Raw genomic sequence first — 22,312 nt, 5'->3', positions numbered from 1 at the left:
CGCCGATCCGATCGTCCAGGACCCGACCGATACACAGAGCCTCAACCGATACACCTATGTCGGCAACAACCCACTCTCATACACAGACCCGACAGGCTACTTCTCACTCGGAAAGCTCCTCAGGACAATCATCGCTATCGTTATCGTCGTAGTGGCTGCCATCTACGGACAATACTGGGTCGCTGGAGCAGGTCTGGCGGCAGAGGGAAGTACCGCAGCCTATGCCATAGCGGGGGCCATAGGCGGCGCCATAGCAGGCGGCATAACAGGCGGTGATTTGCGAAGTGTCCTTGTGGGTGCGGTTTCGGGGGCGGCCTTCTCGGGGCTCGGCGCTGCGGCAAAGGCCGGGCAGATATCCGCGACGCAGCATGTGGTCGCGGCCGGCATGACCGGCGGCGTCACCAGCGTTGCTCAGGGTGGCAACTTCCAGTCCGGGTTCCTCGCCGCCGGGTTCTCAGCTATCGCATCGCCCTATATCGACAGCGTCGCTAACGACAACATCATCGTCGGTGCCACGGCCTCCGCCGCCATCGGCGGCACAGCCTCCGTCCTCGGCGGCGGTAAGTTCGCTAACGGCGCCGTGACAGGCGCATTCGCATATGCACTGGGACGAGGGCTCACACCAGCGAATGATAATCAGGCATCGGGCGAATATCAGGTCGCCGCAAACGACAACGGCACAATGTGCGATGCATGCATCGAGAACTACAATTGGGGCCGCGGAACTGCGACCGCTGTCAGTGAGATGACCCTTGGAGAATTTTTATCCGGATCGATTGACCTTCTGCTGAAGCATCCCGGCTCTTATCTCATAGGGGGTGGTGCGGCGAGCGTTGCCGTACGCGCAGGCGGAAAGGGATTGCAGCTTGTTCGCGGAGGACTCGCTGCAAGGGCGGGAGCGCTGACTGTCGATTCGAACAAGATTGCTCATATTTTTGGCCAGGCACGACACAACCTCGATCCGCTGGTTCAAAAAATGGGCTCCCAAGAAGCTGTATTCAGGGCCGTTCATAACGCAACTCAAGCGGCTGTTAGGAATCAAGGTCTCACCGGTCAATATCAAACAACAGTAAATATAGTGGGCCAACGCGTTGTGGTCACAGGCAAGGTGATAAATGGTACTGCTCGCATTGGCACGTTCTATATTCGTTGATTGGAGTTAACATGGAAGGGCTAAATAATTTCGAGAATGCAGTGCTCACAAAACTGCTTGCCGGAGATCACCCTTTATTGATTGCACTCCGTTCGCAAGCTGAGAGAGCTCAATTGTCTTCACGCGACTATACTGGTGCAGGTTTTTTTTGCGTCTTTACGGTGCCATCAGATGTGACGCCATTAGCACGGCATTTGGATTTTGAGTTCGGTGACGTAAATGCCCAGATCGCCGGTCTGAAGCATGGGGCGGGGTTCGTCGTTTTTGTGCGTGACGGACGTCTGGATATGCTTGAAGGATATTCCTATGACGAACCTTGGCCGGAGGTGATTGGTGACTTCGAGTTGAGTTATAAAAGTGAGCCACGGAATCTTGATCTTCCCTGCAGTTAAATAAGCGCCACTGAGCGTCCATCGGCCACGAGATGATCGACGATGTGGGCCTCGTCAACATGAACGGCCGCATCTACGACCCCGAGATAGGCCGGTTCATGTCGGCCGATCCGATCGTCCAGGATCCGACCGACACCCAGAGCCTCAACCGCTACACCTATGTCGGCAACAATCCCCTCTCCTACACAGACCCGACAGGCTACTTCTCCCTCGGAAAGCTCGTCAGGACAATCATCGCTATCGTCGTGGTGATCGTCGCGATCTATTTCGGACAGGTTTGGGCGGCCGGCGCCGCCACCGCCGCCGAAGCGGCGGCGGCGCCGATCATAGCGGGCGCCATAGGCGGCGCGATTGCCGGCGGCATTACAAGCGGGGGGATTTACGAAGTATCCTCGTCGGCGCCGTCTTCGCCGGGCTCGGAACCGCAAAGCTGGACGATTTTACCAGAGTTGCGGCTTATGGCACCACGGGCGGCGTCACCAGCGTTGCTCAGGGCGGCGACTTCCAGTCCGGCTTCCTGGCGGCGGGGTTCTCTGCCATTGCATCGCCTTACATCGATCAGGTCGCAAACGACAACATCATCGTCGGCGCCACCGCCTCCGCCGCCATCGGCGGCACAGCCTCCGTCCTCGGCGGCGGTAAGTTCGCTAACGGCGCCGTGACAGGCGCGTTCAGTTATGCCGTAGGAAGGGCAATGCAATCCGCTGCCGCCTATGACGCCTCTCCGGAGGTGGAAGAAGAGAGCTTGGGCGAATACCTAGCCAAGTCGTGGGAAGATGGTAACTACGATATTGCAGGCAGATCAATTGGCCGATACGCCGAGCCTTGTCTGGTCGCTGCTGTTGGCCCAACGCCTTGTGCGGGGCTTGGTGGCGGTGGAGGCGGTGCTAAGCCCCTGCTCGGGCAGAACCCATCGTACACAAAAAACCGAACAAACACTGACCTGACTGGAGATCGTTCAACGGCCAAGAGCATCTTCCGAAACCAAACGCGCGGCCATAAGATTGAGCAGATTGAGATGCCAAATGGTGGAACTCGCCGCACAGCTCCAGACGGTTCGCAGATTCGCATCAATCCAGATGGTACAAACAGACTAGACTTGCCGGGTAGAGGCCCTCGACCCAACGGTGAAACAATTCATATTCCCCGCGCCGATAGCTCAACGAGGAAAGTAATATCTCTATGTCGATGGATCGAGCGTTAATACAACTACCAGAAATGCGGCCTGCTCACCTCCTTCTGCGCTCCAGATGGAGAAGTGTTGAGACTTGTGGCGGGCAGATAAGCTACGAGTCGAAACAACTCTCAGGGGTATGGTCGGTTCCTTCAATTCTTATCCGCAATGAGAGGGAAGAAAACATTTTAGTATATGTGGATTGCTCCGAGTATAACGGTCAGGAACAATTCAGACTGAGATTTGTAGATGCTTCAGACGAGTGGGCAACGCGGCACATCAGCACCGCGCGGCCGCCATTTGCTCCCGTTTCAGCTTGGCCGCCAAGGTTAAGATTTCCGGTTGAGTTCATGGAAGTAGGCCCAAGTTCTGGAGAGTTTGGACTTGGTCCCTGGATTGCTCAGGCTGACGAAGAAGAAAATGGTAAGATGGTTTCAGTGTGCTGGTGTCTTTTTCGTAGTGAAGCTGACGCTCTTTTTATCTTTCCGGATGATGAAGTCCCGATGAATGTGGGGCTCGCTGGCGTAGGTACCTATAAGACAATTCAGGAAAGTTTGCAGGCTACTTCGATCATAAAAGTCTAAAGATTTCGACACACGATCGGCATAGCCAACTGGCTACCTTAAGTTCTGGTCACCGGAAGTTGAACAGCGTGATAGAGACGTTCTACATCTTCAATCGTCCGACAAGAGCTAGCTTCAGGAAGGTGGTGGTCTTGGGCTGCGCAACTCAAAGTGCTGTCACTATGTCTGAGCCGGTAGAGGCTTCGTTGCGTAGCGGCCGCAGCTGGTAATGTCGAGCTAGCTTCTCCGACTTCTTTGATCACCATAGCGCCGCGCAGTTCGTTGCCAAACATACCTCTCGTCACTGAACATATTCTCCAGCCAAAGCGCATGAAAATGCTTGTAGGCGCGCTGGCTTGAAAGACACAGTTCCCAGAAAACCTAACACCGGTCAGATAGATAGCCTCCGCCAGCAGTCCGTCCTTGGGCACTATTCTCATTCATCGCTGAAACGCCATCGGCTCGCCGCCGCGACGGTTGCCTTCGACTATGACAGCGAGCACACTCGCATCCGGCAGGTGATGGCGAGGCGACGACGTTCGACATGAATGATCGAGCCATCGGATATTTTTTCGACCTTTGCCGCTCAAGAGGTGCTGCAGATATTGCCCACCTGGGACGGTTCTCGTCCTAAAAGGGATGTGACTATCACCCACGGCATGGTCGGCGTGCCATTCGCCTCCAGCCAGACGATGCGCTACATCACCGGCCGAAAGGTGATGGCTCTGTCGGCGCAATGAACACTGCGCTACACCAAATCTCAATAGACCTTCCCACCCAACATAGAATCCCAACACTGAACATCTGCCCTCACCAAAGCGCATGAAAATGCTGGTATGCGCGCTGGCCCGAAAATTCCAGCTCCCTGAAAACGTGAACCAGATTAGATAGATAGTCTCCACCAGCTCTCCGCCCCTGGGCACCACTCTCCCCCCGGGGATGCGAGGCCGGATTTCCCCGGGAGGAAAGCGGCTCGTCGCGGCGCCGCTTCATTTCACCGAGCCGCAATTCCGCCGATGAAGATGTCGAGATAGCGGTCGATGATGGCCGGCAGCTCGAGAGCGCCCTTCGGATCGAACCAGCGCCCCAGCCCGTTGAAGGCATCGAAGAGTGCGATGGCGAGTACCCGCTCGTCGCAAGGGCGGATCGAACCGTCCTCGATTCCGTCCCGGATCATGTCGCGGACCGCAAGATTGAGCGCGCGGCGGCCCGAGACGTTTGCCTTGCGTGAGCGCGTGGCGAGGTCGCGCGGTTCCGACAGGACGAGGCAGCGGCCGAAATCCTCGCAGATGATCGCGGCATAGAGCCGGAAGAAGCGGGTGAGGCGGTCGAGCCCGCTGAGCTCTTCCTCGCCGGATGTCTCCAGCGCGCCTTGCAGGGCATCGAGCGCGAGTTGCCCGCAGGCAAAGAGGATCTCGTCCTTGCTCTTCGCATAATAATAAAGCGCCGGCTTCGTGACGCCGAGTTCCTCGGCGACATCGTCGAGCGTCGCGATATGGAAGCCCAGCCGGTTGAACGTCCGCGCAGCGGCCCGAAGCACTTCGAGTTTCCGCTGCTCGTATTTGGCGCTGGTCTCGCTCTTCGTCTTCGGACGCCCCGCCATTCTTTCTCCCGGTCTTCCCCAACGTCACGCGCGGCGCGACTTCATCTCGCCGTGAAAGCGCTTGACTCTCTCACATCCCGGGGATTTATTCTACTTACTGGACAGTAAAAAACAAGGATGGGCGGCGGGCGGACAGGTTTCTGCGCCGCCCGCATGCATGCCGATGCGCGCATGCGGAAGATTTATGCCGGCACGAATGAAGCGATGAAATTCTCGATCGCGCGCAGGCTCTGACGCGCCGACCGATTTCCAGACAGGGAGAACCGATCATGTCGAACCAGGTGATTGTCGCGGGCGTGGGGATGATCCCCTTCACGAAGCCCGGCGCGAGCGAAACATACAATGTGATGGGCGAGAAAGCCGCTGCCGCCGCCTTCAAGGATGCGGGCCTGCCCTACAGCGCCGCCGAACAGGTCTATGTCGGTTATGTCTATGGCGACTCGACGGCGGGGCAGGCGGCAGTCTACCGCCTCGGTCTCTCCGGCGTGCCGATCGTCAACGTCAACAACAACTGCTCCACGGGCTCCTCCGCGCTCTTCCTTGCGCGTCAGGCGGTCGAGAGCGGCGTGGTCGATTGCGCGCTCGCTCTCGGCTTCGAGGAAATGCGCCCCGGCGCGCTCGGCGCGATGTTCACCGACCGGCCGAACCCGATGGAACGCCAGAGCCTCGAAATGATCGAGCTGCAGGGCGTCGACGACAAGGCGCCCTTCGCCGCGCAGTTCTTCGGCGGCGCGGGCCGCGAATATTCCGAGAAATACGGCACGCGGCGCGAAACCTTCGCGAAGATCGCGTCCAAGGCCCGTGCCCACGCGCAGCACAATCCTTTCGCCATTTTCAAGGATCCGCTCTCGGTCGAGGAAGTGCTCGGCTCGCCGCATATCTACGGGCCGCTGACGCGCTTCCAGTGCTGCCCGCCGACCTGCGGCGCGGCGGCGGCGATCGTCTGCACACCGGAATTCGCGAAGAAGCACGGCGTCAAATCCGACATCGCGATCAAGGCGCAGGCGATGACGACGGACGGCCCGAGCACCTTCGAGGACCACTCGATGATCAAGCTCATCGGCTACGACATGGCGAAGGAAGCCGCGCGCCGCGTCTATGAAAAGGCAGGCGTCGGCCCGGACGACGTGCAGGTCGTCGAACTGCATGACTGCTTCACCGCCAACGAACTTCTCACCTATGAGGCGCTGGGTCTCACGCCCGAAGGCACCGCCGAGAAATTCATCTGGGACGGCGACAACACCTATGGCGGCAAGTATGTGACGAACCCGTCGGGCGGCCTGCTCTCCAAGGGCCATCCGCTCGGCGCCACGGGCCTTGCGCAATGTGCCGAACTCGTCTGGCAGTTGCGCGGCGAGGCCGGCAAGCGCCAGACCGAAGGCGTCACCCATGCGCTGCAGCACAATCTCGGCCTCGGCGGCGCCTGCGTCGTCACGCTTTACGGCAGGGTGTAACGGCGATGCTCGACAAATCTTTCATCGGCCTCGAGACGGAGCCCCGCTCCGCCGAGGTCGAGAAGGGGCAGCTTCGCTTTTTCGCCCGAGCGACGGGCGAAACGAACCCGGTCTATTTCGATGAGAAGGCGGCGAAAGCCGCCGGTCATCCGGCGCTGCCTGCGCCGCCGACCTTTCTCTTCTGCCTCGACACCATGGCACCGAGTTCCGAAAGCATCATGGGAAAGCTCGGCGTCGATATCGGCCGCGTGCTGCACGGCGAACAGCAGTTCACCTATGGCAAGCCGATCTATGCCGGCGACACGATCACGATGAAGACGAAAATCTCCGACATCTACGACAAGAAGGGCGGCGCGCTCGACTTCATCGTCCAGGACATGGAAGCGGTGAACCAGAGAGGCGAAAGCGTCGGCGTATCGCGCACCGTCATCGTCGTCAGGAACGGGTGAGGACATGACCATCACATATGAGTCCGTGGAGGTCGGCGACGATCTGCCCGAGCACACCAGCGCCGCGATCTCCCGTCACACGCTCGCGCTTTATTGCGGCGCGTCGGGCGACCACAATCCCATGCATGTCGATATCGACTTCGCGAAGAAGTTCGGCATGCCGGATGTGTTCGCCCACGGCATGCTGTCGATGGCCTTTCTCGCGCAACTCCTGACGAAATGGGTGCCGCAGGAGCGCATCCGCCACTGGGGCGTGCGCTTCACCGCCATCACGCCGGTCCACGCCCGCGTGATCTGCACCGGCAAGGTGGTCGAGAAGTTCGAGAAGGACGGGGAGAAGCGCGTCCGTCTCGAAATCAACGCAAAAACGGATGGCGGGCTGCACACGCTCGCAGGCGACGCCATCATCGCGCTGCAATAGCAATCGAAGCAGGGATAGTCATGTCGAAGTTGCAGGGAAAAGTCGCGCTCATCACCGGATCGGGGCGCGGCATCGGCCGCGCGCTGGCGCTGAAGCTTGCCTCGGAAGGCGCGCGTGTCGTCGTCAACGATCTCGACGAGGCGCCCGCCGCCGAAGTCGTCGAGACGATCGGGAAGGCGGGCGGCGAAGCCGTCGCCTGCGTCGGTAGCGTGACCGAGGATGGCTTTGCCGAGAGATTTGTCGGCATGGCGATGGACAAGTTCGGCGGCCTCGACATCATCGTCAACAATGCCGGCTACACCTGGGACAGCGTCATCCAGAAGATGAGCGACGAGCAGTTCCAGACCATGCTCGACGTGCATCTGGTGGCGCCATTCCGCATTCTCCGCGCCGCCGCCGAGCCCATTCGCGTGCTGGCGAAGAAGGAAGCGCAGGAGGGAAGGGAAGTCTTCCGCAAGGTCGTGAACATCTCCTCCATGGCCGGCACCAACGGCAATGCCGGGCAGGCGAATTATTCCTCCGCCAAGGCCGCGCTTGTCGGTCTCACCAAGACGCTCTCCAAGGAATGGGGGCGCTACAAGGTGAACGTCAACTGCGTCGCCTATGGTTTCATCGACACGCGGCTGACGCAGGCCATGGAGAACGAGGACACGAAGGTCACCATCGAAGGCCGCGAATTGCAGGTCGGCGTGCCGGGTGCGACGCGCAACATGCTGCCCGCCATGGTGCCGGTCGGCCGTGCCGGAACGCCGGAAGAGGCGGCGGGTGCCGTCTATCTCTTCTGCATTCCCGAGAGCAATTATGTCAGCGGACAGGTGCTTATTGTTGGCGGCGGCATCAATTTGTGATGCTCCGCCGTCGAGGAGGAGGGGAAAGATGCGTCTGACACAAGGGCTTCATCGCTCGGTCCAGGTTCGGCCCGAGGGAACGGCGACGATTTTCGGCACCCGCCGCCGCACCTGGCGCGAAGTTCGCGACCGGGTGGCGCGCTTCGCAGCGGGGCTCGCCGCGCTCGGCCTGAAGCGCGGCGACCGCGTCGCCGTCATCGCCTTCAACAGCGACCTTTATATCGAGGCCTATTACGCGATTGCCTGGGCCGGCGGCGTGATCGTGCCCGGAAATTTCCGCTGGAGCGCGCCGGAGCATATCTATGCGATGCAGGACAGCGGCGCGCGCTTCCTTCTCGTCGACAGGGCCTTTGCGCCATTGGCCGAGCCGCTGGCGGCCGCGTGCGATCTCGACGGCGTTCTTCTGCTCGACGCAGAAGAGGCGCCCGCACCCGGCGGATTGCAAAGGACGGAAGACCTCATCGGCGGCAACGCGCCGATGGAGGATGTCTGCGGAGAGGGCGACGATCTTGCGGGGATTTTCTATACTGGCGGCACGACCGGCCGCTCCAAGGGCGTGATGCTCTCGCATGAGAGCCTGATCTCGAACTTTCTTGCAACCAACGCCGTTGTTCCCTATCCGGCGGATGTCGTCTTCCTGCATTCGCCGCCCATGTTCCATCTGGCGGACGCCGCCTGCGTTGTCGGCGTCACGATCTGTGCCGGTACGCATGCCGTCGTGCCCTTCTTCAGCCCTGAAAACGTGGTGAAGGCCATCGAGGCCCACCGCGTGTCCGCGGCGGTGCTGGTGCCGACCATGTTCGGCATGCTGGGCGAATATCTGTCGGCACACCCGGCCGACCTGACTTCCGTTCGGCAGGTGAAATACGGCGCCTCGCCGATTTCCGAAAGCCTGTTGAAACAGGCGATGGAGATGTTTCCGAACGCCGAATTCATGCAGGCATACGGCCAGACGGAACTCTCTCCCTGCGCCACGCTGCTTGAACACCGCTTCCACAAGCCGGGCAAGGACGGAAAGTCCTGGCTGCGCTCCGCCGGCCGCGCGATCTACGGCATGGATGTACGCATCGTCGACGAGGACGTGGTGGAGCAGCCTCTCGGCACCGTCGGCGAAATCGTCGCGCGCGGACCGGGCGTCATGCTGGGCTACTGGAACCTGCCGGACGTCACCGCGAAGACGCTGGTCGATGGCTGGGTGCGCACGGGAGACGCCGGCTACATGGACGAGGAGGGCTTCGTCTATCTCGTCGACCGGGTGAAGGACATGATCGTCTCCGGCGGCGAGAACGTCTTCTCGGCCGAGGTGGAGAACGCGCTGGCCGCGCATCCGGCGGTTGCCGAATGCGCCGTCATCGGCGTGCCCGACGAGAAATGGGGCGAGCGCGTCCACGCCATCGTGCGGCTGAAGGAGGGCGCCTCGGCGGAGGCGGAGGACATCATCGCGCATTGCAAGCAGCTCATCGCCGGCTACAAATGCCCGCGCACGGTGGAAATCAGAACCGAGCCCCTGCCGCTTTCCGGCGCGGGCAAGATTCTGAAAACGGAACTTCGCAAGCCTTATTGGGAAGGAAAGACGCGCAGCATCGGCTGATCCGAGCCTCTCTGTCTTCCGGTGTTTCAACAATATTGTAGACAAAGAATTGTTGAAATACTATGTGAAGCCGCCGCCGCAAGGGGGCGGTGGCGCAGACAGGGAGTGAATCGTGCGTATATCCGTAGCTTGGCAATGGGCAGGGGCCATCGTGCTCGGCCTGGCCATCGGCCTTGGCGCCTCGTTGCTCGCGATCGGGAGCGGGCGCGGCAACATCGCGGCGGGCCCCTGGGTCACGAGCATGGTCTATGGCAGCAGCGACGCGGATATGTATACCCGCGCGCGGGTGGCGCTTTTCGGCCTCCTCGCCCTCAACAAGGAGCAGGCGGTCTATTACACCGCAAGCGTCGACGATGCGGGCGAGCGCCTCTCCGGCGATTGCACCTATCTTCTGAAAGGTCAGGACCTCACGGCGCGCTGGTGGAGCGTGACGGCCTATGGCGCCGACAGCTATCTCATCGCCAATGACGCGGGCATCTATTCCTTTTCGAAGACGACGGTGGCGAGAGAGCCCGACGGCTCATATGAGGTGCGCGTTTCCGCCGCGAGGCAGGCCGGAAACTGGCTGCCGGTAAAGCGCGGCGAGCGCTTCGACCTGACCGCGCGGCTCTACAATCCGGCGGCTGCGGTGCATGCCGATCCCGCCGCCGTCGCATTGCCGGTCATCGAAAAGGAGAGCTGCGAATGAAACGCTTCGCTCTCATGGCGGCGAGCGCCATCCTTCTCGCGGCGGCAACGCATCTTCTCGTCGTCTGGGCCACGCCCCGCATTGCGATGAACGCGGCGATGACGAAAATAGGCGGCAACGGCGAAAGCAACATCATCAAGAACGCGCCGCCCGCCACCTCGAAGGCCCGCACCATCGTCCGGCCGAGCCCGGACCTCGCCTATTCGGCCTGCGTTCTCGATCTGTCGCAGGGGCCGGTGCGCCTGCGCATTCCCGTGACCGCGCCTTATACCTCTCTCTCGCTCTATTCCTCCGCGACCGACAATTATTTCGTGCTCGACGACAGGAACACCGCCGGCACCGGCATGGACGTTCTCGTTCTCGGGCCGGGCGCCGAAAGGCCCGCCGGCATATCGCCGGAGGTGACGGTCGTCGAAGCGCCGGCCGCGCGGGGCATGGCGATCGTGCGCCGCGTGATCGAGAGCAAGGCGGCCCTGCCGGCGGTGGATGCCGTCCGCGCCCGTTCGGTCTGCGACGTCTATCCGGGCTGACCGGCAGGCCCGCTCGCCCCGCTTTATGCGGCTTGCATTAAATACATAATTGTATACAATCTGATCTCGCTGGTCGCGGGTCCCGATATGAAGGGCCGCCGACCGGCGGCCGGCACGGGGCGCGCCAGGGAGGCAGTCCCGATTATCCGCATAACAGCAGCCCGGCGATGGCCGCCGGCACGCGCCCGCTCGCAAGGCGGGCGCTTGGTGACAGGGGGGGAGCATGTTCTATCGAGGTGTGGCGTTTGCCATGGCGACGACAATGGCGGCCGCCGCTTTCGCGGCGGAGGCGCAAGCGACCGAGTTCAGGTTCGGCGAGTTGGCCGGCAGTTTCGACACGACCATCTCGGCCGGCGCCACGATGCGCGCGTCCAAGAGGGATTGCCGTCTGGTCGGAACATCCAATGGTGGCTGCAATGCAAGCGCGACGAACAGGGACGACGGCAATCTGAATTTCGATCGCGGCGATATCGTATCGGCGCCGGCATCCGTGAGCCACGACCTCTCTCTCGAATGGCGGAACTTCGGCGCCTTCATGCGCGCGCATTATTTCTACGACGCGGTGCTGAACGATGCCGACTCCACGCGGCGGACCGATCTTTCCGACGCGGCCCGGGACCAGGCCGGACGGGGCGCCGAACTTCTCGACGCTTATGTCTACGGCACTTTCAACATCGCAGGCATGCCCACCGACATCCGCTTCGGCAACCAGGCGGTGAACTGGGGCGAGTCGCTCTTCACCCCCGGCGGCATCAACGCGACCAATCCGGTCGACGTTTCGAAGCTGCATCAGGCGGGCTCGGAACTGAAACTCGCCACCCTGCCCACGCCGATGGCGCGCATCGCGACGATGCTTCCCTTCGATGTGAGCGTGGAAGCCTATTACCAGCTTGCCTGGGAGAAGACGAAACTCGATCCCGTCGGCTCATTCTTTTCGCAGGGCGATCTGACGGGGGAGGGCACGCAGGGCTTCTTCTTCGGCTCCGATCCCGGCGCCATCGGCAACGCCGCCTATCTCAACTACATGCCGAAGCAGGCCGGCCGCACGCCGAAAGACGGCGGCCAGTGGGGCGCCGCCCTTCGCTATTTCGCCGACGACTGGAGCAGCGAATTCGGCCTCTATTACCTGCGCTATCACGCCAAGACGCCGATCCTCGGTGTCAACGCACAACGCATTCCGGTCGCTCCGTTCACGCGTCCGACCGGCTATTTCGAGGAATATTCGGAAGATATCGATCTCTACGGCGCGAGCTTCAACACGCAGCTCTTCGGATCGTCCATCGGCGGTGAAATCTCGTACCAGCCGGACTTCCCCGCGCCACTGAATTTCTCTTCGACCGTCGCCCTTGCCCGCGCCAGGGCCGCGCTGGGACCGATGGGCGGGTTCTATGCGCAATCCGGCGTCGTGATGGTGGAGAAGTGGCAGGCGGCCCTTGTGAGCATCAGCTCCTTCGGCCCGAGTGACGGCATCGTCGGCAGCGCCATCACCGGTTTGGGCGCGACGTCGGGATCGCTTTCGACCGAACTCGTCGGCAATAAGTATGACGGCCTCGACCCGAGCGTGCCCTACGCCGTGCCGGACAGCAAAACGGTGCCGACGGATACCGCCTGGGGATACCGCCTGGCCGCGGGCCTGTCCTATCCGGAAGCGTTCGGCACGGGTGTCTCGCTCACGCCAAGCATTGCCTTCCGGCACGATGTCTACGGCACGCAGCCGAACAATCCGAACGGCGCCACGATCATCGAAGGCCGCAAGATCGTGACCGTTGGTCTGTCGGGCGCCTATCTCGGCCATTGGCGGGCCGGCATTTCCTACACCAACAATTTCGGCGCGGGCGGAGACGATCTGCTGAACGACCGCGACTTCGTGGATCTCAGCATCAGCTACTCGTTCTAGCGCCGGTTCGTCAGTCTCGGGAGGAGAAATAAAATGAAGTATCTCGTAATCGTTGCGGCGGCTGTCGGACTGTCGCTCTCTCCGGCGGCGGCCGCGCCGGACGGCGCCACCGTCGCGGACCTGGGCACAAGCCTCACGCCGGTCGGCGCGGAGCGCGCCGGAAACGCGGAAGGCACAATCCCGGAATGGACGGGCGGCATCGCTTCCCCGCCGCCCGGATGGAAGACCGGCGATGAAAGACCCGATCCCTATGCGGCGGACGAACCGCTCTTCGTCATCGACGGGAATAATGCCGATGCCTATGCCTCGAAGCTGACGGCCGGACAACTTGCACTGCTGAAGCGGTATGACGGCTATACGATGCCCGTCTACGAAACGCGCCGCTCATGCGCCTATCCGCAATCCGTTTACGACGCGACCAAGGCGAATACTTCCGTCGCGAAAATAGATGCGGAGGGGCGCCTGCTCGCCGGAAAGGGCGGTTTTCTCTTCCCGGTTCCTTCAACCGGCGCGGAAGTCGTCTGGAACCATCTGGTCAGGTATCAGGGGGTCGGATCGACGGGCCGGCTGGTAACGGCATCGCCCCTGAAGAAGAGCGGCCGCTTCGCGCTCGGTGTGCTGGAGCGCACAAGCTATTCGCGCTTCTACGATCCGGAATTGAAGACCTATGCCGACATGGACGGGATCGGCGGCGAGCAGATCACGAAGATTCTCAGCCCGACGCAGATCGCGGGCTCGCTGATGCTGATCCGCGAATCGGTGAACGGAGACCGCGAGACCTGGAGGTACATGCCGGGCCAGCGCCGCGTGCGCCGCTTGCCGGATTTCCGCTACGACAACCCGATTGCCGAACTCGACGGCCTGATCGTGGCCGACCAGGCGAATATGTATAACGGTCAGCTCGACCGTTACGACTGGGCGCTTGCCGGCAAACAGGAATTGTTCATCGCCTATAACGACTGGAAGCTGAACGACAAGGCGAACAGCTACGACAAGATACTCCAGCAGCGCTTTCCCGCGCGCGACGTCATGCGCTACGAACTGCATCGCGTCTGGAAGGTCGAAGCGACGCTCAGACCCGGTCTCCGTCATCTCTATAACCGCCGTGTTCTTTACAGCGACGAAGACAGCTGGATCATCGCGGCAACGGAGCTTTACGACGGTCGCGGCGAGTTGTGGCGCGTGCAGGAAGGTCCCATCGGCGTCGTCTGGGAACTGCCCGCCTGCATCAACCAGGTCCAGTTTCACTTCGACCTGAACGCCGACCGCTACGTCGCTGCACAGCTCCGCAATCAGGAGCCGGCCTACGACTATCTCGCCGGGCAGGAAGGACGGATCGATAAATCCGTTTTCACGCCCGACTATCTGCGGCTCGCCGGCCGCCGCTGAGACTACTGACGCAATCCCTCCGTGTCGGGTTTCCATGCCCACGCGGTTCCTTGAGGCCCGTTCCGGTTGCGGAACGGGCCTCTTTTTTGTCGCGATGCGCGCCTCGAAATGCCCGGCCGCTCATGATACGAATCGAGTACACAAAATTGCGTATAATATGCCGGTGCCCTGGACCTCCGGGCGCCGCGAGACGAAGAGGGGAACGGCGATTGAGCAAGACCAGGGGACAATCGAAACCGCCTGCCGCCGGCAAAGGGCCGGCCGCGAAAAAGGCCTCCGCAAAGGCGCCGGCGAAGGAAGCGTTTCATCGCCCGCCGGCACCGGAGATCAGCGACGAAATCGTCAAGCTCATCGAGGATGAAGTCTTCCTGCCCGGAGAGCGGCTCCGCGAGCAGGATCTCGCCGATCGCTTCGGCGTTACGAGGGGACGCATCCGCGAAGTGCTCCACAATCTCGAAGCGAGAGGCTTCGTCGAGATCGAACGGATGAAGGGAGCGACGATCGTCCGCCACGACCGGCGCGAATTCGCTGCCATCGGCCAGGTGCGCGCGGCGATGGTCGCATTGGCAGCGCGCCGCGCCGCCAACGAGGCCACGGAGGCCGAGCGCGACGAAATTCTGAAGCAGGCGAAGGAGCTCGCGGCCAAGGGGCCGGACATGTCGGCTCAGGATTACAGGCTCGCCACCATCAAGCTGACGGGCGCCATATGCGACGGTGCGCACAGTCTGTTCCTGCGGCGCATCCTCGACGACGTGCATCGCGTGCCCTCGAACTGGAGGGCCTATCGCAATCTCATCGTCGCAAGCCGCGACCGGCGTACCCAGTCCAGCAAGAGCTGGAAGTCGGTCGCCGATGCGATTGTCCGCGGCGAGAGCGACAAGGCAGCAACCCTCGTCGAGGAAATATATGCCCGCGGCTTCAAGGCCATGCAGGAACTGATCGACGCAGGCGACGGCTCATGACGCCGTCGCCTGCTTGAGTTCACCGCAGACAGACGCAAGATCGCCGGTCGCCCGCAACATGCGTCCAGCCTCGATGGCGGCGGAGGCGGCGCGGAACTTCTCCGCAAGTTGCATGGATTGAAAGGGCGCGAACTTGCCCGTTCTGCCGGAAGCGTCGCTTGCCTGCCGGATCAGGACAAGGGCATGGGCCTTGAAGCTTTCGCCCGCATCCGTCGGTCCGGCCCGCATCGCCTGCTCCATCATCGGCAAGGCGGCGCATGCGGCATCCAGCACGAGGAGTTCGGGACGGTCCGGCGCGAAGACGGCAATACCGCCGGTCACCTCGCCCTCAAGTCCGGGAAAGGCGATGCCCGCGAGAACGGACCGGATCGGCGATTGCGGGATGACGAGCGAGCCGTTCGGCGCGATCTCGGTCACCGCCACGGAATCGCCGGTGCTTTCCGCATACCAGAGCACTTCCCCCGTTTGCCGGTCGAGACGCGCGCCGCCGCGTCGCAGCGGCAGAAAGCCCGGCCGTTCGCTTCCCGGGCGGGTGGCGACGCCCAAGCCGGCCTGTGCGTAAATCCCGTTGGCGGCGATGGCAGCCGTCAGCAAATTCTTCTGCGCCAGCGGAAAGGAAGCATCGTACATGTCGAAAGCGGCCGACCATTCGATGCGGGCCGAACTGTCTTCGTCGATGACCTTCAGCAGCGAGACCGCCGTGATGATGTAGATTTCATTGTTGTCGAGTGCGACGCTCGGCGAGGCGACGATCTGCGCGCCGGCCTCGACGGACCAGAGTTTCCGGCAGTCGGAATCGTAGGCGATGAGGTGCTGCTCTCCGTCCGCGACATAGATCCGCCGCCCGTCGCCCCGCACACCCGGCGTGGAGGCACTGCCGCCGTTGAAATAGGCTTCGCATGCGATGGCAAGACCTATCCCGCCGTCGGCTTCGTCGCGAAATATGTCGATGCCGTAGAGGGCACCGTATTCGGACGTGCCGTCCGCCTTGCCATCCGCTTCGTCCGGCGCCGTCGCGCTCAGCCAGAGCCGGCCGGTTTCTGGGTCGATCGAGTGATAATTGGCGATGTTGATCCCGTCTCCCTGGACCACACGGAGAACACGTTCGATGACCTTCGTGGTGAGGGGCCGGTCGAGCGCCTTTTCCAGTCCTTCCGTCAACTGCAGAAGAAGCTGGCTGGGCATATCGACGTCGCGTTTGGGCGAGGGCGCGCCGGGAACATGGAGCGGCTTCCTTGTCAGCAATTCGCCGCTTTCGCGGTCGAAGGCAACAAATTCCCCGGTGCCGCTTACGCCGGTGACGATGTCGAGCCCGGGATTGTAGCTTGGCCCCCACATGAGGCCGACATCGTCCTTATCGCTCCGCTTGGGAAGTCCGGTATCGCTGCGCCACAGGATGTTGCCGTTCGTATCGACGGCCATCGCCTCGTCCCTGCTCATCTGGTAGACGGTTTCGCCGCCCGCATCGTTTGGCAGGATGATCGGGACTCCGCCCGCAGGAACGGCGCGGCCGGTGGTAATGCGCCACCGCAGTTCCCCCGTTTCGATATCGTAGGACTGGAGAAAGACGCCATCCATCGCGACGCTTGGGCTTGCATAGATATTGCTCTCCCGGTCGAAGGAGATCGCCGAGAAATAAAGCTCATTTTGTCCGATGATCAGCGCCGGGCCGAAGGTTGGGGCGCCGGCCAGTAGAGTTTCGTCGGAATTACGGCCATCGCCATGCCGCTCGCGCCAGACGCCGGCATCGGCCATGCGTGTTTCCACCGGCGAAGCATGGCGTTCCCCATTCGGCTTCCACGAGCCGACGGCGGGCAGGGCCAGGGCGCGCGGCGGAGGGACGCTGTCCAGCATTGCCTTTGCCACGAGAACAGGCGCCAGATGAGTATGGGTGAAGGCAAAGATGCCGAGCGCGCTGCAGGCGATTGCTGCCAGCGCGGCACCCGCGGCCCAGGATTTTTTCATGTTCTTTCAAACGCGCTTCGGCGTTCCCCCGATTTTATATTCAATATTGTATACAATACCGGATTAGGAGCGGGAAACAAGCATTCCTCTCCCTGCAAGGCACCGCCGATAAGGGCCGGGGGCGCATAAGGGCGGCCTTCAAAACTCCCATAATCAAGACCAGGTAGATGGGAGCTGGCACACCCCCGCTGATGAATGGCGGCAGATGGAACTTTGCCCCTCCGGCGTAGTTGACATGACTCCACCCCCCGCCCGAGGAGTCACGTCTTGCCGCACTCAGCCGTCCGCATTCTTTCGGTCCGTTCCGACGAACCGGCGGGAACGGAGGAGACTTTCGATCACGCATTCAGGAATGCGGCGAAGTTCGGCTTTGACGGGCTGCTGTGGCAACCGGCCGCCTCCATAGTCTCAAGCGAAGCTGACGTCCCGCAGGGACTGGCGTCGCAATGCGAGGCGAGGGGACTGAAGCTGCTGGTTGAAGTCGAACTTGACCGGTTCCCGATCGATCATCCGCTCGTCGACAAGTATCCGGATGCCTTTGCCGTCCGTCGTCTTTCCGCCAATGAGACGCCACTCGACCCGCGAACGCCCTTGCCGGCAATCGGGGAGGCGCGCGCGCGATTGAAGACGAAGGACACGGCGGACCTTCTGCGCGGCCCGATGTGTGACCGGTTGATGATGTTCATCGCGCGCGGCGTGAGCGGCTTCAGGCTCGGATATGCAGAAAGGCTCGATCCCGGCTTCCTCACGCACCTGATGGCCGACCTGCGTGCGGAAAAGCCGGATCTGACTTTCATTGCAGGTCCGCCCGGTCTCTCCCGCGCGGCCGCGCGCGCGCTGGAGGGGGCAGGGCTCGACTACCTGATTTCGTCGTTCGGCTGGTGGGACCTCCACGCGCCCTGGCTGATCGAGGAATACGAGGCCTTGCGCCGGGTCGCGCCGCTGATTTCGGAAATCCGCCCGGAGCAGCTTCGCGAAGGGGACGATCCTGCAAGCACGGCACGTCTTCTCGCCGCCGCCGCGACCGTGGGAAGCGGCATGATCGTACCCGCGCCGCTGATCGAGAGCGCAGGAGACGACGCTGCGGTGGCGCGGGCGCTCCGCCTTGCCGACGACACGGCGCGCTTTGGCGGCGAGATGCGCCGCCTTACCGGATCCGGCTCGCCGGTGCTGGCACTGTTGAAAACCGATGCTGCCGACATCCGAAGGGCGGAAGAGGCGATGCTGCTGCTGGTCAATGCCGACGGCGGCATTCAGCCCGCGCCCGAGCCGGGCGCCTTTCTTCCATCCGCCGGCGCCGGCTACCGTGGCTTCACGCGCGTGGAGGGGAAGGGGGATCCCTTCGCGCCGCTGGCCGGCGGTGAGGTTCGGCTGCTCACCGCACGGCGCACAAAGCCGATTGCGAAGACTACCAGGTCGGGGGTCCGCAACGCCAAGGCGGCCGCAGCCAAACCGCGGTTGGTCGTGGAAGACGTGACGCCATCGGTAGCGGGCGGTGATTTCGCAGTGAAGCGCGTGACCGGCGAGACCGTGACGGTCGAGGCGACGATCTTCGCCGACGGACACGAACAACTGGCCGCCGAACTGCAATGGCGCACTGGAGACGACAAGAGCTGGACGGCAGTTGGCATGGAGGAGCTGCCGAACAACCGCTGGCGCGCGACGTTCCCTCTCAACCGGCTGGGCCGATACGAGTTTGCGATCGAAGCCTGGCTGGATCGCTTCGGCGGTTTCCGGCGTGACTTTGCGAAGAAGCTCGACGCCGGTGTGGCGCTACCCGTCGACTATGCTGAAGGACGCGCGCTGATAGATCGAGGCGTGGCCCGAGCGGACGAGGGAACAAAAACCGCGCTTGCGGAGATCCGCGACTGGCTGGCCAAGTCGGGCGAGGGAGAAGAAAGCGCGGCGCTGTTGCTGTCGCCGGAACTGGCCGAACTGATGGACCGCATCGACGAGCGGCCGCACCTGATCCGCTCCGCCGGGCAACGGGTCGACGCGGAACGGTTGGCGGCCCGTTATTCGAGCTGGTACGAACTCTTCCCCCGGTCTCAGACGAACGACGCATCGCGGCACGGTACATTTGACGACGTCATCGCACGGCTGCCCGCGATCCGGGATATGGGCTTCGACACGCTCTACTTCCCGCCGATCCATCCGATCGGTCGCGCAAACCGGAAAGGTCCCGACAACTCGCTGACCGCCGGCCCCGCGGATCCCGGGAGCCCTTATGCGATCGGCGACGAGACGGGTGGCCATGACGCCATTCATCCCGAGCTGGGCAGCTTCGACGATTTCGACCGTCTGATCGAAGAGGCGCATGCGCAGGGACTGGAGATCGCGCTCGATTTCGCGATCCAGTGTTCGCCCGACCATCCATGGCTGAAGAAACATCCGGGATGGTTCGCCTGGCGTCCCGACGGCTCGCTGAAATATGCGGAGAATCCGCCGAAGAAATACCAGGACATCGTCAATGTGGATTTCTACGCCGACAAGGCGGTGCCGGACCTGTGGCTTGCATGGCGCGACGTGGTACTGCTCTGGATCGGGCACGGGGTAAAAATATTTCGCGTCGACAATCCGCACACGAAACCCCTGCCGTTCTGGGAATGGATGATCGATGAGATACGATCGGCGCATCCGGATGTGATCTTTCTGGCCGAAGCTTTCACCAGCCCTGCGATGATGTACCGCCTGGGCAAGATAGGCTTCTCGCAGTCATATACATACTTTACGTGGCGCAATCACAAGGCGGAGCTTGCCGATTACATAACCGAACTGACGACGACCGCGCCGAAGGAATTTTTCCGGCCGCATTTCTTCGTCAACACGCCGGATATCAATCCGCCTTTTCTGCAGACATCCGGTCGTCCGGGCTTTCGCATCCGCGCGGTGCTGGCGGCGACCCTTTCCGGCCTCTTCGGCATTTATTCCGGATTTGAATTGTGCGAGGCGGCACCCCTGCCGGGGAGGGAGGAATATGCCCGGTCCGAGAAGTACGAAATCCGGCCCCGCGACTGGAACGCGCCGGGCAACATCATTGCCGACATCGCGCTGCTGAACCGGCTGCGCCGCACGCATCCGGCGCTGCAGACACATCTCAACACGCGGTTCTACGTCGCGCACAACGACAACATCCTCTATTACGGAAAGCTGGCGCCCGACGGCTCGGATATCATCCTCGTCGCCGTCAGCCTCGATCCTTTCCATCCCCAGGAGGCCGATTTCGAAGTGCCGCTATGGGAGTTCGGCTTGCCCGATCACGGCAGCATCGACGTGGAAGATCTGGCGAACGGACACCGCTTTCACTGGCACGGCAAAAACCAGCACATCCGCCTCGACCCCGCCGAGCCTTATCGCCTCTGGCGCGTTGCGCCCGGAGGTTCGGCATGACGGATCATCCCACCGAAGACGATGCCCTCTGGTACAAGGACGCGGTTGTCTATCAGCTTCACGTGAAATCCTTCTTCGACGCCAACAATGACGGCATAGGCGATTTTGCCGGGTTGATGCGAAAGCTCGACTATATCGCGGACCTGGGCGTCACCGCGATCTGGCTGCTGCCTTTCTATCCGAGTCCGCGCCGCGACGACGGCTACGACATCGGCGAATACCGGGATGTGAGCCCGGACTATGGCAGCATGGATGAGGCGCGCGCCTTTGTGGACGCGGCCCATGCCCGCGGCATTCGCGTCATCACCGAACTCGTTATCAATCACACATCCGACCAGCATCCATGGTTCCAGGCGGCACGCCGTGCACCGGCCGGGAGCCCGGAACGAAACTTCTATGTCTGGTCGGACAATGATCGAGATTATGCCGGCACAAGGATCATCTTCTGCGACACGGAGAAATCCAACTGGACCTGGGACGAGGAGGCACAAGCCTATTTCTGGCACCGCTTCTATTCCCACCAGCCGGATCTGAATTTCGACAATCCGGCGGTGCTGGCCGAGGTGCTCTCGGTCATGCACTTCTGGCTCGACGCGGGTGTCGACGGATTGAGGCTCGATGCCATTCCCTATCTCATCGAAAGGGAAGGGACATCGAACGAGAACCTGCCCGAGACACATGACGTCCTGAAAAGGATCAGGGCCGATCTCGACGCTCACTATACCGGCCGTGTGCTGCTGGCCGAGGCGAACATGTGGCCGGAAGATACGCAGCAATATTTCGGTACCGGCAGCGACGAGTGCCATATGGCGTTTCACTTCCCGCTGATGCCACGCATGTACATGGCGGTGGCGCAGGAAGATCGCTTTCCGATCACCGACATCATGCGGCAGACGCCGGACATCCCCGAGAATTGCCAATGGGCGATTTTCCTGCGGAATCACGACGAGTTGACGCTCGAAATGGTGACGGACGCCGAGCGCGACTATCTGTGGGACACATACGCCGCCGACCGTCGCGCCCGAATTAATCTCGGCATCCGGCGCCGCCTTGCGCCGCTCATGGAGCGCGACAGGCGTCGGATAGAACTCATGAACGCGCTGCTGCTCACCATGCCCGGCACGCCCGTGCTCTATTACGGCGACGAGATCGGCATGGGCGACAACGTCTATCTCGGCGACCGCGACGGCGTTCGCACGCCGATGCAATGGGCGCCGGATCGCAACGGCGGCTTCTCGCTGGCGGACCCCGCGACGCTCGCCCTGCCTCCCATCATGGATCCGCTATACGGCTTTCAGGCGGTGAATGTGGAAGCACAGGAGCGCGACCGGCATTCGCTGCTCAACTGGCTGAAGCGGATGCTGGCGGTGCGGCGCGAACACCAGGCTTTCGGGCGGGGAACCCAGCGCTTTCTCCGGCCGGCGAACCGCAAGGTGCTCGCCTATCTGCGCGAGTATAAAGGCGACATAATCCTGTGTGTCGCCAATCTCAGCCGGACCGCACAAGCGGTGGAACTCGACTTAATCGACTATGAGGGTCATGCCCTTGTCGAACTGAGCGGCGGCGCCGCCTTCCCGGCCATCGGTCAGCTTCCCTATCTTCTCACGCTGCCGCCATACGGATTTCTCTGGTTCAGACTTTCACTGGATGCGACCGGGCCCGATTGGTCGAGCGGCGCACCTGGGCTCGAGGTCGAGAGGTATACGTTCGTGTTGCGTCCGGCGCTGACGGATGTCGTGCAGGGAGCAAATCTCGACGCTCTGGAAAAAGACGTTCTCCCGGGCTATCTGCCGCATCGCCGCTGGTTCGGCGCCAAGGGCGAAAAAATCCACCGTGTCCGCGT

General features: G+C 62.0%; 18 protein-coding genes and 1 pseudogene. 17 read left to right on the top strand and 2 right to left on the bottom strand.

Going from position 1 to position 22,312, the window contains the following annotated elements:
• From Q8S60_RS01940 to Q8S60_RS01920, 5 genes and pseudogenes are all read left to right on the top strand, one after another.
• Positions 1-1,153: pseudogene (locus tag Q8S60_RS01940) on the top strand (hypothetical protein); the annotation flags it as partial.
• 11 nt (positions 1,154-1,164) lie between these two features.
• Positions 1,165-1,545: a hypothetical protein gene (locus tag Q8S60_RS01935; RefSeq protein WP_305275951.1), complete on the top strand. Its 381-nt coding sequence runs from the start codon at positions 1,165-1,167 to the stop codon at positions 1,543-1,545.
• A gap of 32 nt (positions 1,546-1,577) precedes the next feature.
• Complete coding sequence (locus tag Q8S60_RS01930; RefSeq protein ID WP_305275952.1) at positions 1,578-2,207, top strand: RHS repeat-associated core domain-containing protein; 630 nt, start codon at positions 1,578-1,580, stop codon at positions 2,205-2,207.
• Between the two features lie 520 nt (positions 2,208-2,727).
• Entirely contained in the window at positions 2,728-3,303 is a 576-nt protein-coding gene (locus Q8S60_RS01925; RefSeq protein ID WP_305275953.1) for a hypothetical protein, read from the top strand.
• 527 nt (positions 3,304-3,830) lie between these two features.
• Positions 3,831-4,022 (top strand): hypothetical protein, encoded by a 192-nt coding sequence (locus Q8S60_RS01920; protein WP_305275954.1) that lies wholly within the window; start codon positions 3,831-3,833, stop codon positions 4,020-4,022.
• Between the two features lie 254 nt (positions 4,023-4,276).
• On the opposite strand, the gene Q8S60_RS01915 is transcribed toward Q8S60_RS01920, so the two are convergent.
• Positions 4,277-4,885 (bottom strand): TetR/AcrR family transcriptional regulator, encoded by a 609-nt coding sequence (locus tag Q8S60_RS01915; protein WP_305275955.1) that lies wholly within the window; start codon positions 4,883-4,885, stop codon positions 4,277-4,279.
• 269 nt (positions 4,886-5,154) lie between these two features.
• Between Q8S60_RS01915 and Q8S60_RS01910 the strand changes: the two genes are divergently transcribed.
• The 10 genes from Q8S60_RS01910 to Q8S60_RS01865 all read left to right on the top strand — a co-directional run bounded on the left by Q8S60_RS01910 (position 5,155) and on the right by Q8S60_RS01865 (position 15,114).
• Positions 5,155-6,339, top strand: a complete 1,185-nt coding sequence (locus Q8S60_RS01910) for a lipid-transfer protein (protein ID WP_305275956.1) — start codon at positions 5,155-5,157, stop codon at positions 6,337-6,339.
• Positions 6,340-6,344: 5 nt separating this feature from the next.
• On the top strand, positions 6,345-6,788 hold the full coding sequence (locus Q8S60_RS01905; protein ID WP_305275957.1) for a MaoC family dehydratase N-terminal domain-containing protein: 444 nt from the start codon (positions 6,345-6,347) through the stop codon (positions 6,786-6,788).
• Positions 6,789-6,792: 4 nt separating this feature from the next.
• Entirely contained in the window at positions 6,793-7,209 is a 417-nt protein-coding gene (locus Q8S60_RS01900; RefSeq protein ID WP_305275958.1) for a MaoC family dehydratase, read from the top strand.
• Positions 7,210-7,229: 20 nt separating this feature from the next.
• Positions 7,230-8,057 (top strand): SDR family NAD(P)-dependent oxidoreductase, encoded by an 828-nt coding sequence (locus Q8S60_RS01895; RefSeq protein ID WP_305275959.1) that lies wholly within the window; start codon positions 7,230-7,232, stop codon positions 8,055-8,057.
• Positions 8,058-8,085: 28 nt separating this feature from the next.
• Positions 8,086-9,648, top strand: a complete 1,563-nt coding sequence (locus Q8S60_RS01890) for a class I adenylate-forming enzyme family protein (RefSeq protein WP_305275960.1) — start codon at positions 8,086-8,088, stop codon at positions 9,646-9,648.
• Between the two features lie 112 nt (positions 9,649-9,760).
• On the top strand, positions 9,761-10,336 hold the full coding sequence (locus tag Q8S60_RS01885; protein WP_305275961.1) for a DUF1214 domain-containing protein: 576 nt from the start codon (positions 9,761-9,763) through the stop codon (positions 10,334-10,336).
• Positions 10,333-10,866 carry a DUF1254 domain-containing protein gene (locus Q8S60_RS01880; protein WP_305275962.1) on the top strand — a complete coding sequence of 178 codons (534 nt, stop codon included), beginning with the start codon at positions 10,333-10,335 and terminating at the stop codon, positions 10,864-10,866. Before Q8S60_RS01885 ends, Q8S60_RS01880 begins: the two co-directional genes overlap by 4 nt.
• 223 nt (positions 10,867-11,089) lie before the next feature.
• Positions 11,090-12,763: a DUF1302 domain-containing protein gene (locus Q8S60_RS01875; RefSeq protein ID WP_305275963.1), complete on the top strand. Its 1,674-nt coding sequence runs from the start codon at positions 11,090-11,092 to the stop codon at positions 12,761-12,763.
• 33 nt (positions 12,764-12,796) lie between these two features.
• Complete coding sequence (locus tag Q8S60_RS01870; protein ID WP_305275964.1) at positions 12,797-14,152, top strand: DUF1329 domain-containing protein; 1,356 nt, start codon at positions 12,797-12,799, stop codon at positions 14,150-14,152.
• Between the two features lie 209 nt (positions 14,153-14,361).
• Positions 14,362-15,114 (top strand): GntR family transcriptional regulator, encoded by a 753-nt coding sequence (locus Q8S60_RS01865; RefSeq protein WP_305275965.1) that lies wholly within the window; start codon positions 14,362-14,364, stop codon positions 15,112-15,114.
• Here Q8S60_RS01865 and Q8S60_RS01860 read toward each other — a convergent pair.
• Complete coding sequence (locus Q8S60_RS01860; RefSeq protein ID WP_305275966.1) at positions 15,109-17,079, bottom strand: PQQ-binding-like beta-propeller repeat protein; 1,971 nt, start codon at positions 17,077-17,079, stop codon at positions 15,109-15,111. The two genes, Q8S60_RS01865 and Q8S60_RS01860, sit on opposite strands and share 6 nt — an antisense overlap.
• Positions 17,080-17,346: 267 nt before the next feature.
• Here Q8S60_RS01860 and Q8S60_RS01855 point away from each other — a divergent pair, with 267 nt between their 5' ends.
• Both Q8S60_RS01855 and treS read left to right on the top strand, forming a co-directional pair.
• Entirely contained in the window at positions 17,347-20,469 is a 3,123-nt protein-coding gene (locus tag Q8S60_RS01855) for a maltotransferase domain-containing protein (RefSeq protein WP_305275967.1), read from the top strand.
• Positions 20,466-22,312, top strand: a 1,847-nt coding sequence (gene treS, locus Q8S60_RS01850) for a maltose alpha-D-glucosyltransferase (protein ID WP_305668285.1), incomplete at its 3' end; no start/stop codon positions are given. The genes Q8S60_RS01855 and treS, both read left to right, overlap by 4 nt.

The organism is Parvibaculum sp. (assembly GCF_030694575.1).
GTDB lineage: Bacteria > Pseudomonadota > Alphaproteobacteria > Parvibaculales > Parvibaculaceae > Parvibaculum.
Note: the sequence above shows the minus strand (reverse complement) of the source record. Positions and strands in the feature narration are given on the sequence as shown.

What these genes read in the sequence shown, in the direction of transcription:
- Q8S60_RS01935 (WP_305275951.1), top strand. Translation starts at nt 1,165, where the DNA reads ATGGAAGGGCTAAATAATTTCGAGAATGCAGTGCTCACAAAACTGCTT.
- Q8S60_RS01930 (WP_305275952.1), top strand. Translation starts at nt 1,578, where the DNA reads ATGATCGACGATGTGGGCCTCGTCAACATGAACGGCCGCATCTACGAC.
- Q8S60_RS01925 (WP_305275953.1), top strand. Translation starts at nt 2,728, where the DNA reads ATGTCGATGGATCGAGCGTTAATACAACTACCAGAAATGCGGCCTGCT.
- Q8S60_RS01920 (WP_305275954.1), top strand. Translation starts at nt 3,831, where the DNA reads ATGATCGAGCCATCGGATATTTTTTCGACCTTTGCCGCTCAAGAGGTG.
- Q8S60_RS01915 (WP_305275955.1), bottom strand. Translation starts at nt 4,885, where the DNA reads ATGGCGGGGCGTCCGAAGACGAAGAGCGAGACCAGCGCCAAATACGAG.
- Q8S60_RS01910 (WP_305275956.1), top strand. Translation starts at nt 5,155, where the DNA reads ATGTCGAACCAGGTGATTGTCGCGGGCGTGGGGATGATCCCCTTCACG.
- Q8S60_RS01905 (WP_305275957.1), top strand. Translation starts at nt 6,345, where the DNA reads ATGCTCGACAAATCTTTCATCGGCCTCGAGACGGAGCCCCGCTCCGCC.
- Q8S60_RS01900 (WP_305275958.1), top strand. Translation starts at nt 6,793, where the DNA reads ATGACCATCACATATGAGTCCGTGGAGGTCGGCGACGATCTGCCCGAG.
- Q8S60_RS01895 (WP_305275959.1), top strand. Translation starts at nt 7,230, where the DNA reads ATGTCGAAGTTGCAGGGAAAAGTCGCGCTCATCACCGGATCGGGGCGC.
- Q8S60_RS01890 (WP_305275960.1), top strand. Translation starts at nt 8,086, where the DNA reads ATGCGTCTGACACAAGGGCTTCATCGCTCGGTCCAGGTTCGGCCCGAG.
- Q8S60_RS01880 (WP_305275962.1), top strand. Translation starts at nt 10,333, where the DNA reads ATGAAACGCTTCGCTCTCATGGCGGCGAGCGCCATCCTTCTCGCGGCG.
- Q8S60_RS01875 (WP_305275963.1), top strand. Translation starts at nt 11,090, where the DNA reads ATGTTCTATCGAGGTGTGGCGTTTGCCATGGCGACGACAATGGCGGCC.
- Q8S60_RS01870 (WP_305275964.1), top strand. Translation starts at nt 12,797, where the DNA reads ATGAAGTATCTCGTAATCGTTGCGGCGGCTGTCGGACTGTCGCTCTCT.
- Q8S60_RS01860 (WP_305275966.1), bottom strand. Translation starts at nt 17,079, where the DNA reads ATGAAAAAATCCTGGGCCGCGGGTGCCGCGCTGGCAGCAATCGCCTGC.